15 protein-coding genes are annotated in these 17,570 nt (G+C 62.7%); 5 read left to right on the top strand and 10 right to left on the bottom strand.

Features of this window, described 5'->3' with window-relative positions; all coding sequences use genetic code 11:
* Positions 1–129: 129 nt before the first annotated feature.
* The 9 genes from P1T08_15930 to P1T08_15890 all read right to left on the bottom strand — a co-directional run bounded on the left by P1T08_15930 (position 130) and on the right by P1T08_15890 (position 7,934).
* Complete coding sequence (locus P1T08_15930) at positions 130–897, bottom strand: VOC family protein (protein ID MDF1597568.1); 768 nt, start codon at positions 895–897, stop codon at positions 130–132.
* 194 nt (positions 898–1,091) lie between these two features.
* Positions 1,092–2,294 carry an NADP-dependent isocitrate dehydrogenase gene (gene icd / locus P1T08_15925; GenBank protein MDF1597567.1) on the bottom strand — a complete coding sequence of 401 codons (1,203 nt, stop codon included), beginning with the start codon at positions 2,292–2,294 and terminating at the stop codon, positions 1,092–1,094.
* Positions 2,295–2,388: 94 nt separating this feature from the next.
* A complete protein-coding gene (locus tag P1T08_15920) occupies positions 2,389–3,066 on the bottom strand; it encodes a hypothetical protein (protein ID MDF1597566.1) in 678 nt (225 codons plus the stop codon).
* A 39-nt stretch (positions 3,067–3,105) separates the two neighbouring features.
* Positions 3,106–3,960 (bottom strand): bifunctional methylenetetrahydrofolate dehydrogenase/methenyltetrahydrofolate cyclohydrolase FolD, encoded by an 855-nt coding sequence (gene folD / locus P1T08_15915; protein ID MDF1597565.1) that lies wholly within the window; start codon positions 3,958–3,960, stop codon positions 3,106–3,108.
* Positions 3,961–4,050: 90 nt separating this feature from the next.
* Positions 4,051–5,568: a bifunctional phosphoribosylaminoimidazolecarboxamide formyltransferase/IMP cyclohydrolase gene (gene purH / locus P1T08_15910; protein MDF1597564.1), complete on the bottom strand. Its 1,518-nt coding sequence runs from the start codon at positions 5,566–5,568 to the stop codon at positions 4,051–4,053.
* An 11-nt stretch (positions 5,569–5,579) separates the two neighbouring features.
* On the bottom strand, positions 5,580–6,194 hold the full coding sequence (gene purN, locus P1T08_15905) for a phosphoribosylglycinamide formyltransferase (protein ID MDF1597563.1): 615 nt from the start codon (positions 6,192–6,194) through the stop codon (positions 5,580–5,582).
* A gap of 42 nt (positions 6,195–6,236) precedes the next feature.
* Positions 6,237–6,539 (bottom strand): hypothetical protein, encoded by a 303-nt coding sequence (locus P1T08_15900; GenBank protein ID MDF1597562.1) that lies wholly within the window; start codon positions 6,537–6,539, stop codon positions 6,237–6,239.
* A 70-nt stretch (positions 6,540–6,609) separates the two neighbouring features.
* A complete protein-coding gene (locus tag P1T08_15895) occupies positions 6,610–7,380 on the bottom strand; it encodes a Sir2 family NAD-dependent protein deacetylase (GenBank protein MDF1597561.1) in 771 nt (256 codons plus the stop codon).
* Positions 7,381–7,433: 53 nt separating this feature from the next.
* The gene (locus tag P1T08_15890; GenBank protein ID MDF1597560.1) at positions 7,434–7,934 is read right to left on the bottom strand and encodes a peroxiredoxin family protein; all 501 of its coding nucleotides are present in this window, start codon (positions 7,932–7,934) and stop codon (positions 7,434–7,436) included.
* A 232-nt stretch (positions 7,935–8,166) separates the two neighbouring features.
* Here P1T08_15890 and P1T08_15885 point away from each other — a divergent pair, with 232 nt between their 5' ends.
* From P1T08_15885 to P1T08_15875, 3 genes are read left to right on the top strand one after another with little or no spacing between them, the layout of a single operon-like run.
* Positions 8,167–12,945 carry an NAD-glutamate dehydrogenase gene (locus tag P1T08_15885; GenBank protein ID MDF1597559.1) on the top strand — a complete coding sequence of 1,593 codons (4,779 nt, stop codon included), beginning with the start codon at positions 8,167–8,169 and terminating at the stop codon, positions 12,943–12,945.
* A 56-nt stretch (positions 12,946–13,001) separates the two neighbouring features.
* Positions 13,002–13,739, top strand: a complete 738-nt coding sequence (locus tag P1T08_15880; protein ID MDF1597558.1) for a hypothetical protein — start codon at positions 13,002–13,004, stop codon at positions 13,737–13,739.
* Positions 13,736–14,485, top strand: coding sequence for a hypothetical protein (locus tag P1T08_15875; protein MDF1597557.1), 750 nt, complete (start codon positions 13,736–13,738; stop codon positions 14,483–14,485). Before P1T08_15880 ends, P1T08_15875 begins: the two co-directional genes overlap by 4 nt.
* A gap of 255 nt (positions 14,486–14,740) precedes the next feature.
* On the opposite strand, the gene P1T08_15870 is transcribed toward P1T08_15875, so the two are convergent.
* Complete coding sequence (locus tag P1T08_15870) at positions 14,741–15,226, bottom strand: DinB family protein (protein MDF1597556.1); 486 nt, start codon at positions 15,224–15,226, stop codon at positions 14,741–14,743.
* Between the two features lie 71 nt (positions 15,227–15,297).
* Between P1T08_15870 and P1T08_15865 the strand changes: the two genes are divergently transcribed.
* Together P1T08_15865 and P1T08_15860 are read left to right on the top strand one after the other, a co-directional pair.
* Positions 15,298–15,999, top strand: coding sequence for an LppX_LprAFG lipoprotein (locus P1T08_15865; protein ID MDF1597555.1), 702 nt, complete (start codon positions 15,298–15,300; stop codon positions 15,997–15,999).
* Positions 15,992–17,497 carry an MFS transporter gene (locus tag P1T08_15860; protein ID MDF1597554.1) on the top strand — a complete coding sequence of 502 codons (1,506 nt, stop codon included), beginning with the start codon at positions 15,992–15,994 and terminating at the stop codon, positions 17,495–17,497. Before P1T08_15865 ends, P1T08_15860 begins: the two co-directional genes overlap by 8 nt.
* Positions 17,498–17,570: the final 73 nt, after the last annotated feature.

Here is a 17,570-nt window from a genome sequence, read left to right as displayed (position 1 = left end):
AAATCATTGCCAAAGTCAAACGAGGACGAGCCGCCCTCAACCAGATCACTGAATCCGCGACAGACCACTAGGTTCTAGGTTGTAGGTTCTGAGTGCGGCCAGCACCGTGGCGACGACAAAACCTATAACTCAGAACCTAGAACCTCCTATGAATCGGAACTTCGTCCCGCCGATGACCCGCTCCCCCGGCTCCCGGCCCGTGAGCTCGAAACGATCGATGCCCGGCGCCGTGTCCGGGTGATGCTCCAGGGCGAGACGAGCGCCACCCGGCCAGACGACCTGGCATTCATCTGCACACTCAGGGTCGGGCGATCCGCCCAGCACCTCGATGAAGAACGCTTGCGCGGCCTCGGGAGCTGGTGTGTTGAGGACAACCCGTTCCAGGGTCACGGGATGCGCCGCCCGTGCCGGCGGTTGCGGCCACCACTCAGTCATCGCGTGCGGGCGCCCGGCGAGCGAGTCGGCCAGCAACGTTGCCATCGGGGTGTGCATCCCGGGTTGGGCGATCTGCACCACCGTCCCATGGGCATCTTTGGGATGCAGGAACGCCTCTTGCCACATCTCGTTGGAGAGGTTGACGTTGATCGGCTGGTACCCGAGGTCTTCGAGTCGTTCGAGTTCAGCGGCGATGTCCTTCACCTTGAACGTCAGGTGATGAGGGCCGACACCGCTGCGGGCGAGGAACCGGGCCAGGAAGTCGTTGAGATGCACGTTGAACGGTTCCAGGAGTTCGACGGTCATCCCCCGTTGGCCATCTCCGAGCCGGATCTGCATGGATCGGAACCCGACGATCTCCCCTCCGTGAATCGGCACGCCGCCGAGTTCTCCGACGAGGGCGAAAAGCGTCTCTGTGATGTCGTGCAAACCAATGGCGACGTGGTCGAGATCAAATGACATGAGATAGAGGATAGAGGGGCCAGCATCTGCGCCTGCCGCAGGGCCACATCGCTCGGGGGTGAACGATTTTGCCGGTCGTTGAACCAAGCTATGGGCCATAGGCAGTAGGCAAGTAGACCCCGTCCACACGACTGCCTACGGCCTACTGCCCCTCACCACCCGGATGCGCCGAACGCCCGGGTGACCGACAATGCCTACATCCGATCGATCATTGCCTGCGCAAATTCGGAGGTCTTGACCTCGGTGGCGCCCTCCATCAGACGGGCAAAGTCATAGGTGACGATCTTCTCGGCAATCGCGGCTTCGAGTCCCTTGACGATCAGGTCGGATACCTCCGGCCATCCCATGTAGCGGAACATCAACTCGCCGGAGAGGATCACCGAGCCGGGGTTGACCTTGTCCATGCCCGCGTACTTCGGAGCCGTGCCGTGGGTGGCCTCGAACACCGCAATACCGGTCTCGTAGTTGATGTTGCCTCCGGGTGCGATACCGATTCCGCCGACCTGGGCGGCCAGGGCATCGGAGATGAAGTCGCCGTTGAGGTTCATGGTCGCCAGTACTTCGTATTCCGCCGGCCGGGTCAGGATCTGCTGCAGCATGGCATCTGCGATCACGTCCTTGACGAGGACCCGATCACCGGGATCGCCTCCGCAATCGTCCCAGCCGACCGCCCGGCCCTCGAACTCGTCGCGGGTGAGCTCATAGCCCCAGCTCCTGAAGGCACCTTCGGTGAACTTCATGATGTTGCCCTTGTGAACCAGCGTGACCGACTTGCGGTTGTTGGCGATCGCATACTTGATCGCCGCCCGCACCAGACGCTTCGAACCGGTTTCCGAGATCGGCTTGATACCAAGTCCACTGTCGGGCCGGATGTCCCACCCGTAGGCATCGCGCAGAAATTCGATCAGTTTCTTGACATCGTCGGTGCCCGCTTCGAGTTCCTTGCCGGCGTAGACGTCCTCGGTGTTCTCACGGAAGATCACCATGTCCACGAGTTCGGGATGCTTCACCGGGGACGGGACTCCGGTGAACCAGCGCACGGGGCGCAGACACACATACAGGTCCATGATCTGGCGAAGGGCCACGTTCAGACTGCGAATGCCTCCACCGACCGGGGTGGTCAACGGGCCTTTGATACCGACCAGGTACTCCTGGAACGCTTCGACGGTCTCGTCGGGCAACCACTCACCCGTTTCGTTGTAGGCCTTCTCTCCGGCGAGGACCTCTTTCCACTCGACCTTCCGCTCGCCGCCGTAGGCCTTCTCAACCGCGGCGTCGAAGACGGCCTGGGCTGCTGCCCAGATGTCGGGTCCGATACCGTCACCTTCGATGAACGGCAGGATGGGATCGTTGGGGACTACGAGTCCGTCGGCTCCCATGGTGATGGCAGTCGCCATGGCTTCACTCCTCTGATTTGATGCCAAAAGGGTAGCCGAGCGAACAGAGGTCGATTTCCGCCCAAAGTCACATCACGCGACCCGCGACCCGCGACTAGGGGACGTATTGCTGCTCGATCGCGATCACTTCTCCGTCGAGGATCACGAACCAATAAGGCGTTTGCTTCATCGCCGCCCCGTAGTAGCCGAAGTAGGGCTCATCCCAGGTGGGGATCTCATCCGTCTCGTAGTCCCAGGGCACCCCGTCGTTGAACAGGCCGAGCCACTCTCCGATGCCAACCTCCACACTGGTCACTCCCTCGACCGGGGATATCAACCACACGGTCACGTCGTCCGCCAGGGGCAGCGTCCTCAGCTGCGGGTTGACGTTGCGGATGTAGTAGTCGTTCGGGACTCCTTCCTCCACAGAAGCAATGACACCCTCCTCGAAGGCCGCCTGATTGGCCTCATCGCCGGAGAGCCATTGCGCGTAGTCGGCCACGATCTCGCCGGCCGACACGGCGGTCAGGAAGCCGAACTCGACGGTGGCGTCCGGGTCGTAGCGGGCGTCGAGAGGGATCGAAGGTGAATCGGTAACCGTTGTCGAAGTAGTGGCCGGAGGCGGTGAGGTGATGGTTGAGGTTGTGGCGACAGTTGAAGTGGACGTGACGACGGAGGTCGTCGTTCCGATCACCGCCGATGTCGACGTCGACGTCGAGCCGCCGTCCGAGGTGGCCGCACCACACCCGGCCACGAGGATCAGCGTCACGATGAGAGTGCAGGCTTTCTTCATCTCTCAACAACGACCGGCGGCAAACGTCGGTTCCCGCGACTACGAAGTCGCTTCTGCGGCGGTAACCGTGTTGTGCATCAGCATCGCCACCGTCATCGGGCCGACCCCCTTGGGAACCGGCGTCATCGCTCCGGCGATGCCCTGAAGCGCCTCGAAATCGGCGTCACCAACCAGGCCTACATCCGTCCGATTGATTCCGACGTCGATCACGGTGGCTCCCGGCTTGACGAAGTCGGGGCCGACGAGCTTCGGGACGCCGACCGCCGCAACGACGATGTCCGCCGCACGAGCTACCGCGGCCAGGTTGGGCGTTCGCGAGTGGGCCATCGTCACCGTGGCATCTACGCCCTTCTGATTGAAGAGGAGGGCGAGCGGACGACCGACCAGAAACGACCGGCCGATGACCACAGCGTGACGGCCGGCCACCTCGATGCCGTAGTGCTCGAGGATCCGCATGACCCCGGTCGGCGTACAGGGGGTGAGACCCGGCCTGCCGAGGATGAGCTTGCCGAGATTGCTCGGATGCAGCCCGTCGGCGTCCTTGGTTGGGTCGATGAGGTTCACCGCTCGCTCCCCGTCCAGCCCGGCCGGTAGCGGAAGCTGGACCAGGATGCCGTCGACTGCCGGATCCTCATTGAGGCGGCCAATGAGATCGTCGACCTCGCCTTGCGAGGTGTCGGCGGGAAGTTGATGGTGGATCGAAGTGATACCGAGGTTCTCGGCGGTGCGCCGCTTGTTGCGTACGTAGACCTCCGAGGCAGGATCTTCACCAACCAGAACTGTGGCGAGACCGACGGTCCTATCCCGTTTCGCCAGTGCGACGACCCGCTCCGCCACTTCTTCCTTGACGGCCGCCGCAACGATGGTTCCGCTCAACAGTTGGGTCTCGATCATCTTGTCTCTACTTTCGGTATGCGGCTCTTGAGGCGAAATGTCGCGTTGCTTGGTATGGCAATTGGCAATTGGCAATTGGCCGCCGGTCGGTCAATGTCTGAAGTGCCTACGTCCGGTGAAGACCAGAGCGAGCCCGCCTGCATTGGCAGCCGCGATCACCTCGGCATCGCCCTTCGAGCCGCCCGGCTCGACGACGGCGGTGACACCCGCCCCTGCCAGGGCCTCGAGGCCGTCGGCAAAGGGGAAGAACGCATCGCTGGCCGCCACCGCCCCGGCAGCCCGGTCACCCGCCTGGCGGACGGCCCGCTCGGAGGCCCCGATCCGGCTCTGGTCACCGGCGCCGATACCAACCGCCTGGCCTCCCCTGGCGATCACGATCGCGTTCGACTTCGTGTGGGCGGCCACCCGCCAGGCGAAGCGGAGGTCGCGCATCTCCTCCGGCGTCGGCGGTCGGTCTGACACCACCGCCCATTCGTCGTCGACGCCGGTCGTGTCCCACTCCTGCCCGACGAACCCTCCATCAACCATCCGCAGATCGAAGCCCGGTCGGTGCGGCCCGCCGGCGACGATGACCCGCAGATTTGTCTTCGTCTCCAGCGGTGCGAGGTCTTCGACCGCAGGAGTAATGACGACCTCAATGAAGCCGGCGGCGGCCATCGCAGTGGCGGTCTCTCCGTCGAGGGGACGATTGAGGGCGATCACGCTTCCGAAGGCCGACTGCGGATCGGCATCCCAGGCGAGTCGGAAGGCGCCGGCGAGATCGGCGGCCGTCGCCACACCGCAGGCGTTCGTGTGTTTCACGATGACGCAGGCCGGCTCCTCGAACTCCTGCACGTGGCGCCAGGCTGAATCCGCATCGACGTAATTGTTGAAAGACATCTCTTTGCCCTGTATCTGGGTGGCACTCTCCCACCAGGCCGATTGCCCGAGCGTGCGGAAGGCGGCTCCCGGCTGATGCGGGTTCTCTCCATAGCGGAGTTCGGCCGTGCGCTCCAGGGGCAGCACCATCCGTTCCGGCAGACCATGGTCTACGCGTTCGAACCAGCCAACGATGGCAGCGTCGTACGCAGCCGTCCGGAAGAACGCTTCCCTGGCCAGCCGCCGCCGCAGCGGAGCACCTAGGCCACCGGCCTCGACCGCCGACGCCACCTCGTCGTATTGATCCGGCGAAGTCACGATCCCTACCCAGGCATGGTTCTTGGCCGCCGCCCGCACCAGCGTTGGGCCGCCGACGTCGATCTCCTCGATCGCGTCGCCTTCGGCTACGTGCGGCCGGGCAATGGTCTTCTCGAATGGATAGAGGTTGGAAACGACGAGTTCGAACGGCTCGATCCCCTGCTCGGCCAATTCCCGGCGGTGATGATCCTCAGCCAGGTCGGCGAGGATGCCGCCGTGCACTCGTGGGTGCAGTGTCTTCACGCGACCCCCAAGAATCTCAGGAGCACCGGTTACCTCCGACACGGTCGTGACGGGGAGTCCGGCCTCGGCGAGAAGCGCCGCGGTGCCTCCTGACGAGACGATCACAACATCGGATTCAACGAGGCGTCGCGCGAAGTCGATGAGTCCGTGCTTGTCCGAAACCGACACGAGCGCTCTGCGAACGGGGATACGACTCACGATCATGCTCCTTCCCACACAACGGTTCGACCTTCAACGCGAAGCCGACCATGTGCGAACGCCTTGACGACCTCCGGGAAGAGATCGTGTTCTTCAGTTTGAATCCGGGCGTGCAGTGATTCCTCAGTGTCCTGCGGGTCGACAGGCACCGCCCGTTGGGCGATGATCGGCCCGTGGTCGACGTGCTCGTCCACGAAGTGGACCGTGACGCCGGTGACCTTGACTCCATGATTCAGGGCATCCCGCACACCGTGGGCGCCGGGGAAGGCGGGGAGTAGGGCAGGGTGGATGTTGAGGATCCGGTTCGGAAACCGGTCGACGGCTTCCCGGGTGAGGATCCGCATGAACCCGGCCAGAACCAGCGCCTGAGCTCCGGCCTGCTCGGCTGCATCGCATACGGCTGCCGTGAACGTCCGACGTGTGCCGGCACCGGCCCACGGCACGACTCTGGTCGGGATTCCGGCCGCCGCCGCCCGCTCGAGACCGCGCACCCCGGCACGATCAGAGATCACCGTGACGACATCGGCTCCAAAATCAGTGTCTGCTGCCGCGGCATCAATGATGGCCTGGAGGTTGGATCCCGATCCAGACACGAGTACGGCGATTGGCAGCTGCATCTGTCCCGAGTGTAGAGAAACAGCCGGCGGCTTCGGCCGCCGTCAGAACCCGGGGAGGACCGTCATCGTGGTCGTGCTGACCTCGGTCAGGAACGAGGCAGGTTCGGGACGCAGCGCCTTCCGCTCCGGCGATTCGTAGTAGACCTGCGAAGCACCTTCGATCCCGCCCGGATCGTCGGTGGAGACGATCCAGATGAACCGTCTCTCTTCAGGAACGATCCACACCCCGACCACGTCGAACCCGGCGGCCGTCCGCGCCTCGACTACTTTCCCGAAAACCTCGATGAACTCGTCCCACTTGCCGTCCTCGACGACGTACTCCCTGAGCTGATACTCGGTAGGCACCGTCTCCTCCTGTCTCGTTGCGGGTCGCGAGTCGCGGGTTCTCCCTCGAGGGGCCGCCAGACTCAGATGGCTAGTGCCCCAGGACGACATCTGCCAGCTGGGGGACGAGTTCGCCCGCCATGCCATCGAGCTTCACTCTGGCGAGGTGGTCGTAGTCGGTTGGTCCAAGGTTGACGATCACCATCGGCACGCCGCGCCGGGCCGGTTCGAGGGCTACGTCGGCAGCCGGAAAGACTCCCAGCGTGCTTCCGACGACCAGGACAGCCTCGGCCTGGGCGGCCATTACCAGCGCAGTACCCCATTCGTTCATCGGCAGAGCCTCTCCGAACATGACGGTCGACGTCTTGATGATGTCTCCGCAAGTCGGGCAGCTCGGATCGGCCTCACCAGCCTCCACTCGCGCCAGCACTTCGGTGGTCGCCCAATCCTCACCACATCCGACGCAGTTGGCTCGTCGGATGTTCCCGTGGAGCTCGGCCACATGATCGTCGGATACGCCGGCCTCCTGATGCAGACCGTCGATGTTCTGCGTGACGACGCCACTCAGCTTCTCGGCCCTCCACAGGTCGGTGATGGCGTGATGGGCACGGTTCGGGCGCACCACCGAACGGGATCCCCACAGCTCACCATCGAGGTGCATGCGCCACCGTCGCTTGCGGAGTTCCGGGTCGCTCAGGTACCGCCCGATCGTGAAGTCGGCTGGGTCCACTCTGGACCAAAGCCCGTCGGGTCCACGGAAATCTGGAATCCCGGATTCCGTAGAGATCCCGGCACCGGTGAAGAGGAGAACACGCCGCGCGTTGTCGATGATGTCGCAGGCGGCGGAGAAGTCGTCCTTCACGCTCTCAACGATAACCAACGGTACAGGGGTTCGGCTTATCTGCCCTCGCCGGTTCACCCATTCAATGCGACGTCGATTTGGTCGACGAGTTCCTGAGGCTCCACGTACATGGAGCCGCCGTTCTCCTGGGCTCCATAATCGCGAAGCCAGGCGATACCGCCGTCGCCGTCGACCAACACAAACGTGTGCCCGGGTTCGCCGGTGGCAACAGCCCACTGCAGCACGTCGTAGGCTTCCGAGACGCTGTGATCGGCGTCAACCAACATAGGTGTATCGACCACTCCTACCGCCTCGGCTGCTTGCTTCTGCGTTGCCCCATCATCGAACGCGATGGAGACCAGTTCTACGCCCAGAGCCTGAAACCCTGCATCAACTTCCAGATCCACGATCTGTTGCATGCACGGCGGTCAGCCGTCTGCCATGTGGAAGAACAACAGGACCGGGGTTCCCGAATAGTCGGTCAACGCCACCGGTGCGCCCAGGGCGTTGTCCAACGAGAAATTCGGCGCTCGGTCCTGAGCGGTGTCCCCGCAACCGGTCAGGGCAAGAGCCATCGCCACCACCACGGCAGCCACCCAAATCACCCGCCATCGTTGCCACGTCGCGCGCATATCTTCTCTCCGACTTCTTCCGGCGCTTTCAACCAACCCATACGCTACTGCAACATAAGCGGAACGGATAACAGCTCATGTCACCTGCGAATAGTACGAAAGGCCTTCGCGCAATCCGCCATTCGCCGCCGCTATTCACCCACTCGGGCCTTTCCCCGCAGTAACGTTGTCTCACATGGTTCGCGAACCCATCGCCTATGTCGAACAGGTAATCGAGCACCTCGCCTCACCCTCCGACACCCCGGCCGGCGAAGCCGTCACCGACTTTGCCCGCGCCTACCTCAGACGGTTCCCAGATGAATGGTCCGCGGCAGTTCAGGAACCGGAGATGGCCGCCCAGATCAGACGGCTCTTCGAGTTCCTCGACGCCAGAGGAACCGAGCAGATCGCCGTAAGGGTGTTCGACCCGTCCCTGGGCGATTGGGGCTACGACCTCCCCGGCGGCGTTGTCGAAATCGTCTGCGACGATCGACCCTTCCTGATCGACTCGGTTGGCAACGCCGTTCAGGCGCAAGGATTCAACATCGAGCGAATCCTCCACCCGGTTATCGGCACCCTTCGTGACGACGACAATCGAATCGTCGACATCCTGCCGGCCCGGGGGGCGGATGTTCGAGAGTCCATCCAACACATCGAACTCGATCGTCCCGTGGGTGACGGCGCACTCGAGCTCGAGAAGGTTGTACGACAAGCCCTCGCGGACACGCTGGCAGCAGTTCGCGACTTCCCACTGATGCAAAAAGCCGTTCAGCGGATGGTGGAGTACGCCGCCGAAGGGACGACCCGCTACGCACCAGAAGAGATCGAAGACGCTCGCAGCTTCCTCGAGTGGCTTCTGGATTTCAACTTCGTGATGCTCGGATATCGCGAATATCAGATCATCGCCCAGCCCGATGGACCGGCGCTCCAGATCGTGACTGATACCGGGCTCGGAATCCTGGCGGATGACTCGGAGTCCGCCTTCGCCGAGCCGGTGGCCTTGGCCGATCTCCCCGACGATCTGCGCGCCCGTCATGTTGAAGGTGAGCTCCTCGTAATCACGAAGACCAACCGCAAGTCGACGGTGCACCGTCCGGACCGGATGGATTACATCGGCCTGCGCCGCGTGAACCAGGATGGCGAAGTCGTCGGCGAAGCACGCCTGCTCGGCCTCTTCACATCGAGGGCGTACATGGCTCCCGCTTCGACGATGCCGATCCTCCAACGCAAACTGCACCACATCATCGAAGCGGAAGACCTCATCGAGGGATCGCACGATTACAAGCAACTCGTGCAGATCTTCGACAGCTTCCCGAAGGACGAGCTGTTCTCTACGCCGACCGACGAGATCGGATTCAACATCATGGGTCTCGTCAACCTGGAAGAGCAGAGGCAAATCCGCCTGTTCGTCAGAAGGGACCTCTTCAACAGAAGCGTTTCCATTCTGGTTGCGATTCCACGCGATCGCTTCTCTGCGACTGTGCGAAAGAAGCTCGAGGCGCTGTTCCTCCGGAAGTTCGGCGGAACCTCATCGGATTTCCGTTTGTCCCTGGGCGAGACGGGCGGCGCTCGCATCCATTTCACAATTTGGATAGGGGGAGGCAGCGTACCGGAGGTCTCGTTCGCCGAGCTCGAAGCAGAGGTCGTCGATGTCGCCCGAAATTGGGAGGACCGGCTCCGGGAACTCATGGCCGAGAGGCTCGGGCAGGAACACGGGAATCAACTGGCCGATACGTGGGCGAGCCGGTTCCCGGAGTACTACAGGACGTCGGTGCCGATCGAACTCTCCGTCAACGATGTCGTCAAACTCGAGGAGCTGATCACGTCCGGGGTGCCGGTGGTCATCGGACTCCAGAATGAGACCGATCACGGCGAGAAGCTCACCCGGCTGGCCGTGTACCGCAAAGCGGGGAAGATGCAGCTCTCCGCCATCATGCCGGTACTCGAAGCACTGGGGCTCCGGGTGGTCGAAGAGGTTCCGACCCGTATCGCCGACGGTGAGGGCTCGGCGTTCATCCATGACTTCGGCGTGTTGGACCTGAGCGGCCGTCAACTCGATCTGGAAGCGTGTGCAGGGAGACTGGGCGAGGCCATTCAGGCAATCCTCGCCAGGAAGGCCGAGTCCGACTCTCTCAACCGACTAGTCGTGTCATCGTGCCTGACGCACTTCGAGGTTGGGATCCTGCGCGCGTATCGGACCTATTGGCGGCGGGTGAGCTCTTCCTACACGATGCGCTACATCAACGACACGTTCGCCGCCCACCCGGACATCGCCCATCTGCTCGTGCAGTTGTTCGATGCCCGCTTCAATCCAGAGGCGGAGCAAGGACTTGAACCCGTACTGATCGAGCAGATCACTCAAGAACTCGACGCCCTCGAGTCGCTTGAAGAGGACCGCATCCTGCGCGGGTTCCTGCACCTGGTCCAGGCAACCGTCCGCACCAACACTTATCGCACGGACCGGCAATCGCTCAGCTTCAAGTTCGATTCAGCCCGCGTGCCCGAGATGCCGCTCCCCCACCCGAAGTTTGAGATTTTCGTCTACGCACCGGAGGTGGAAGCAATCCACCTGCGGGGCGGCTTGGTGTCACGCGGCGGCCTGCGGTGGTCGGATCGCAGGGAGGACTACCGCACGGAAGTACTGGGCCTCATGAAGGCTCAGATGACCAAGAACGCCATCATCGTTCCCACCGGATCCAAGGGCGGCTTCGTGCTCCGCAGACCCCCATCTGACCGGGCGAAACTCGCTGAGGCGGTCACCTCCGCATACAGCATCTTCATCAGGGGCATGCTCGACATCACCGACAACCTCGTAGCAGGCCAGGTCGTACACCCCGTCGAGGTCCGTATCCATGACGGCAACGACCCGTATCTGGTGGTGGCAGCCGACAAAGGCACCGCCAGGCTCTCGGACACTGCGAATGCGATCGCGGCGGAGTACGGCTACTGGCTCGGTGACGCCTTCGCCTCCGGCGGATCGGCAGGCTACGACCACAAGGCACTCGGCATCACCGCCAAGGGTGCATGGGAGTCGGTCAAGTACCACTTCTGGGAGGATGGGATCGACACCCAGAACGATCCCATTACCGTGGTCGGCATCGGAGACATGTCGGGTGATGTCTTCGGGAACGGCATGCTCATGTCCCGGACGTTGGGACTCATTGCAGCCTTCGATCACCGCCACATCTTCGTTGATCCCGATCCCGATCCCGTGGCATCGTTCGCCGAGCGCGAGCGTCTCTTCGCGCTTCCGGCCTCCTCCTGGGAGGATTACAACCACGACCTCCTCTCGCCGGGTGGGGGCATCTATCCGCGCACCGCCAAACGGATCGACCTCTCCCCTGAAGCTCGGGAAGCTCTGGACGTTGACCGATCCGAGTTCACACCGAACGAACTCATCGCGGCGATTCTGCAAGCGCCGGTCGATTTGCTTTGGAACGGTGGCATCGGCACATATGTGAAGGCGAAATCTGAAACCAATGCCGAAGTTGGCGACCGCCCCAACGATCCCGTCCGGGTGAACGGACGGGATCTGCGCTGCCAGGTCGTGGCCGAAGGGGGCAACCTTGGATTCACCCAGCGGGGTCGCATCGAATATGCAGCCACAGGCAAGATCAATACGGACTTCATCGACAACTCCGGCGGCGTGCACTGCTCAGACCGGGAAGTCAACCTGAAGGTGCTGCTCGGGTTGGCAGAGGAGCGCGGCGACCTGACTCGAGAAGCGCGCGATGAACTCGTCGCGTCTGTGGCAGACGATGTAGTTGCAGCCGTTCTATATGACAATTTCCTGCAGGCGCAGATCCTTTCGCAGGAACTCGAGCAATCGCCTCAACAAATCGAGGCGTACGAAGATCTGATGACAATGCTCGAGACCGCCGGCCTGCTCGACCGTGCGATCGAAGGCGTGCCAACTGCCGAGGAACTAAACGATCGTGCGACCCGCCAGCTCGGATTGACGCGACCAGAACTCGCCGTGCTGCTTGCCTACTCCAAGCGGAGCCTCGCCGACGCGCTCATGACCACCGGCCTCCCCGATGAAGCTCAGTATGTCTCCGACCTGTTGGAGTACTTCCCACGGGCGATTCGAGAACAATTCGGTGACCTCATCGAGAAACACCCGCTCAGGCGCGAGCTGCTGACAACGATTCTCGCCAATGAGTTGGTCAACTCGGAAGGCATCACGTTCGTGACCCGGTTGATGAATGAAACCGGCTCAACGCCCGCCGACATCGTCCGCGCCTTCCGTATCACCCGAGAAGTAACCGGCGCCTCCGCCAGGTGGGAGGCGGTCGAACAGCTCCGGGCGGGGGTGGATATCGACATACAGCGCCGGCTGATGTTCGGTGTCGACGCTTTGGTCGAGGCACTCACCCGCTGGTACTTGACGCGACCGGGCCGCGACGAGCCGGCCGTGACGATCGCGGAGACGAAGACCGCCTTCGCCGATCTCGCCAAAGCGATCGCCACTGTCGGACCGGTGCTCTGGAGTCGGGAAAGGGAGGGAGCCGTCGAGGCGCTGATGGAGGGGGGCGTTCCAAAGGACATCGCCAGACGTCACGTGTTCCAGAAGGAACTCATCCACGGTCCCGACATCATCGAGCTGGCCCGCGACACCGGATATCCCCTCCTCGACGTCGCCAGGGTTTTCTTTCTGATCGGCCAGGTCTTCGAACTCGACTGGCTGGAAGTCCAGGTGGCCGGGTTGCCAATGGTGACCCGCTGGCAGCGCTGGGCGACCCGAACACTCGACGATGACCTCATTCGACTTCGCCGCGACCTGGCCGGTTCTGTGCTGATGACGATCAAGCCATCTGATCCCGACGAAATGGTCGCCGGCTACCTCCATGAGCACGACGACGGCCTCGTTCGCCTCAGGCGATTCATCGCCACACTCGAAGCCGACGGCGTGGACGACGCCGCCATGGCCATCGTGGCAATCAGACAGGTGCGTGCCTTCGTCGGAATCCCTTGACAATTGCCACGCTGAGCGCGAGAGTAACCACACGGGGCGGCTAGAGTAGAGGTTGTGTGATGCAATTTCGTGGCCGCCTACGTTCACCCGGGGACCAAGGTCCCGGGCTACCCGTCAATGTGATCCTCGATGACCACGGACTGACGATCGAAGCAGACGGCGAGAGAGTCGGGAAGTGGAGTCTCTCGGATGTCTCAGCATCCCGCACCTCGAGCGATCAGTTTTCGATGTCCTTCGGAAACGAACACATGATGTTCGAAGCCGAAGACATCTTGTCCTTCTCCTACGAGGCCCTCCCCCATATCGATGGGCGACGAACACGAGCCGGAATGCTGACGAAGATTCGCACGGCATTTGCCCCACCGGAGGCACCAATTCCCGTGCGCAGCATCGATCTGAGGGCAGATCCTCACCTCGAGGTGGTTTCCAATCTTCCAGACACAGCAGTGGCCTCAGAGATCAGACTCTCGAACACCGAACACTGCCGTGGCACCCGCCGCGACGGCCGACCGTGTCGCTCGAGCATCGTCCTCGAATCGGGCTTCTGTACATCGCACGACCCCAATCGATCGACCTCCGCAACCCGCGGCGTCCCGGTGGAGGATCCGGCCTTGGCCTCCGTCTTCCGCCAGTTGAAGCGGGCGGTCGGCGAGGTGCGCTCCGGGCGGATGGACCCGGAGACGGCGTTGGCGCTGGCCAGCCTGGCCAGGGCGATGTGCGCCACGATCGATGCCGACGAGGCCATTCAGGAGGCACCAAGAGCCGAGAAGGCCTACCTTCGGAGTGCCAAATGAGAGGGATTCACCGTAAGCGTTTCCGTGGGCGCATCGCACCCATCGACCGACCGGACCTGGACCTGGATATCGAACTCTGGGTCGAGGAACGAGGCCTCACACTGGCGCGCCGTGACAAGCCGCTCGGAACCTGGCCGATCGGGTCGGTCGAGATCGATCGAGTCGGCAGTTCACGATTCGTAATCACCCTGGACGGTGAGCACTCGGCCTTCATCGCTCACGATCCGATCGCTTTTTCTTACGAGGGCCTCAAAGCCATCGCCACCGCCAAGGAGAAGACGAAGAAGAGCTACTCCGGCCGGTTCAAGCGACACAAGAATCCCATTCCGTCACTCAAGGCGATTCTGGTAGCCAGGGTCCATGGCCTCGATCAAACCGTTGAACCCACGCCACCGGCACCACCAGCACCACCGAGTTCGACTGTCGAGCTGCCACCCGTCGAGGTCCACCGTCCTGCCCACATCACGGCTCCGCCAGCGCCGAGGGCTCCCGACCCCGTCGTCCCGACGGAGCCGGCAGATCCATATGCGACGGTGCCTGAACAGGCCATCCTCGAGCCCGAGCTCGAAGAGCTGGTTGAGGTGGCGCCCGGTTTCCGTCGCCACCCCGGAGTTTTCGATCGAGTCAGGAACGCGCGCAATGGCGTCGTCCACGAGCACTTGTTCACACAGCACGCGATCTCCGGCGGCCTGGTCCGGAGAGTCTGCAACGAATGCGGCCACGTATCGATCGACCTGAGCGAGTAAAAGAGGTTCTAGGTTTTCGGTTCTGGGTTTTTTCCACCGCAACGCAGGACTAGAACCTAGAACTCAGAACTTAGAACCTCTTCAGATCACTTTGTCGTTGGCGCCTGCAAGCTGGCGGAGGATTTCTGTCTATGACAGAGGCCCTAGGTTATAGGGGTTGTAGGTTATAGGGGTTGTAGGTTCTAGGTTTTCGGTTCTGGGTTTTTTCCACCGCAACGCAGGACTAGAACCTAGAACTCAGAACTTAGAACCTCTTCAGATCACTTTGTCGTTCGCGCCTGCGAACTGGCGGAGTATCTCTGTCTGACCGGTGTGATAGGTGTCGTGGAAGTAGAAGAAGCGCAGCCGGGAAGCCAGCGAGACGGGCCGGTCTCCAATGAGAGCCTCGACGGCCATCTGCTGTTCGGTCAAAGCACCCACCGACTGCTCGATCCGCCGCTGCGTTTCGGCCAAGGCATCGAGCAGATCAGAGAACGGGAGCACACCGGGACCATCCTCGAGGATCGGCTCGGACTCCCGGAGATATCGCTCTTTGGTCTCTTCCGACCATACGGCCGACGCCCTGACCGCCAGCAGCAAGTCATCGCGTCCCGTCACCAGGTGGCCCACCACCCAGTTGAGACAGTTCACGTTGTAGGGCGTCTGGATCAGACTGTCCTGGTGCGTCAATCCTTCTGATTGCATCTGGATTATGGATACGTTGCGGGCAAACGCACGAACGAACTGTGCCGGACCGAACATCTTCCCTCCTCGACAATAAACGTAGCACGGAGAGTGCTGGTACTACCGGTCCGGCCGGTAATGTTGCCGTCATGATCAACCGGATCCCACTGCTCATCTTGCTGGCCACCGCGCTTCTCGCCGCCGCCTGCTCGGGAAACGATGATGTGTTGGATCCGGACGCCGTCATCGCGTTGTCGGTCGAACGAATGGCCGCCGTCGAAAGCGTGCGGTTCTTGCTGGAACGCAGCGGCGTTCCCGTCTTCATCGACGACGACAACATCCTCGAATTCACATCGGCCGAAGGACGGTTCGCCTCCCCGGATTCAACCGACGCACTCTTGACCGTACGCGCCATCGGTATCCCGACCCAGGTTGGCGCCGTCCAGATTGGAGCGGACACCTGGATCACCAACCCCATCACCGGATCGTGGGAGGACGCTCCGGCCGGCTTCACATTCGATGTGGCGACACTGTTCGACCCGGCGCAAGGGTGGTCGGAACTCCTCAGCGGCGGATTGACGAACGTCCACTTCGTCGCTGAAGAGGATCTCGATGGTGAACTGCTCGCCCATTTCAGAGTCACCGCCCCCGCCGATCGCATCGAGCAAGTCACAGCCGGCATGGTGCGCGGCCAGGCGGTCGACGGCGACTTGTGGATTGAGACGTCCACCGGTGAAATCCGGGAACTGTCGTTCACAACCGATATGGCAGACGGTGTCACGAAATGGAGCCTGCGGATGACCGAGTACGGGACCGCGGTCGAGATCACCGCTCCCGATCTCGATGGGTGAGCGGCGGCCGTCGCCATTCTCGATCCTGGCAGTTGTCGGTTTCGGGATCTTCATCGCCGCCGACGATCTGACGGTCGTCTCGACGATGCTCCGGCCGATCATCGGCGACCTCGGCATCATCCTGCCGGACGGGCTCGATGATGCAGCCTGGATCGTCAACGCCTACCTGATCGCCTATGTGGCGGTGATGCCGTTCATGGGCAGACTCAGCGACATTGTCGGCCGTAGGAAGGTCTATATCGGCGGGCTGGTTGTGTTCCTGATCGGGTCGATCTGGGTGCCGCTGACCCACAGTCTTCCCACCTTCCTGGCCGCACGTGTGCTCACCGCCCTGGGCGGCGGCGCCCTCGTCCCCGTTGGGATGGCGGTTGTCAGCGACGTCTACACCGGCCGGCGACGGGCGAGGGCGCTCGGGTCGCTCGGCGCCATCGACACACTCGGATGGGTATGGGGCCCCCTGTACGGCGCCATGCTCGTTCGCTTCCTGTCGTGGCGGTGGCAGTTCTGGCTCAACATCCCGCTCACGCTCCTCGGGATTGGCGCCGCCTGGTGGGCCCTGAAGGAGCACGATGAGGTCGTTCGCCGATCTCGCATCGACTGGGCAGGGGCGGGAGCGCTGACGGTTGCACTGATTTCTCTCGACCTGGCTTTGCTGGACTCCGCGCAGATCCAGAGCGTGACCGGGCTCGAGGAGTTGACCGGCGCTCCCGGCGGCGGCTTGCGCTGGTTGTTCGGTGTGGCAGCCGCCGCCATCGTGGCGTTTGTGGTGATCCAGCGGAGGACGGAGGACCCGCTCATCGACTTCCGGGTGTTCCGGGGTCGGACTGCGGTGGCCGCCGTAGTCATCAACTTCCTGGTCGGGGCGATCCTGGTGATCGCCATGGTCGACGTCCCGCTGTTCGTCAACGTCATAGAGGTCGACGTCGAGCGTTCGGCGGTGATCGCCGGATGGGTGTTGAGTGCTCTAACGGCCGCCATGGCGGTGGCCGCATATCTCGGGGGGCGCCTGGCCGAGCGATACTCCTACCGACCACCGATCATCACCGGATTGGTCTTCGCCATGGTTGGTTTCGGTCTGATGGGGACGGGATGGACGGCCGACACCTCCTACGTCGCCATGGCCTGGCAGCTGGCACTGCTGGGGGCGGGCTTCGGCCTGGTGATCGCACCCACCGCCGCCGCCGTCGTCGACGCCGCTACGGCGGACCGGAGGGGAACTGCCGCCGGTCTCGTCATGGTGTTGCGATTGATCGGTCTCAGCGTTGGACTGGCCGGCTTGACCGCCTGGGGTCTCCACCGCTACGGCGACCTGCGGGACACGATCGAGCTTCCGCCGATCACGGACCCGACCTATTCGTCGGTGCTGGCCAGAGCGCAGGTAGAGCTGACCACGATGGCGCTGTCCGAGACCTTTCTGGCGGCAGCCGTCGTCGCCGCGCTGGGACTTGGAGTCGGGCTGGCAATGAAAAAGAACTCGCACGATGAGCTGCGCGACTGAGGTGTATCTGACTCTTTGATATAGGTCGCCGGGTTCCTAACCCAATTCATGGTCGGGTCCGGGGCGGGTTGTT

It is taken from the genome of Acidimicrobiia bacterium (assembly GCA_029210695.1).
In the GTDB taxonomy this organism is placed as follows: domain Bacteria; phylum Actinomycetota; class Acidimicrobiia; order Spongiisociales; family JAHEDJ01; genus JAHEDJ01.
This window is presented reverse-complemented; position numbering and strand designations above follow the sequence as displayed.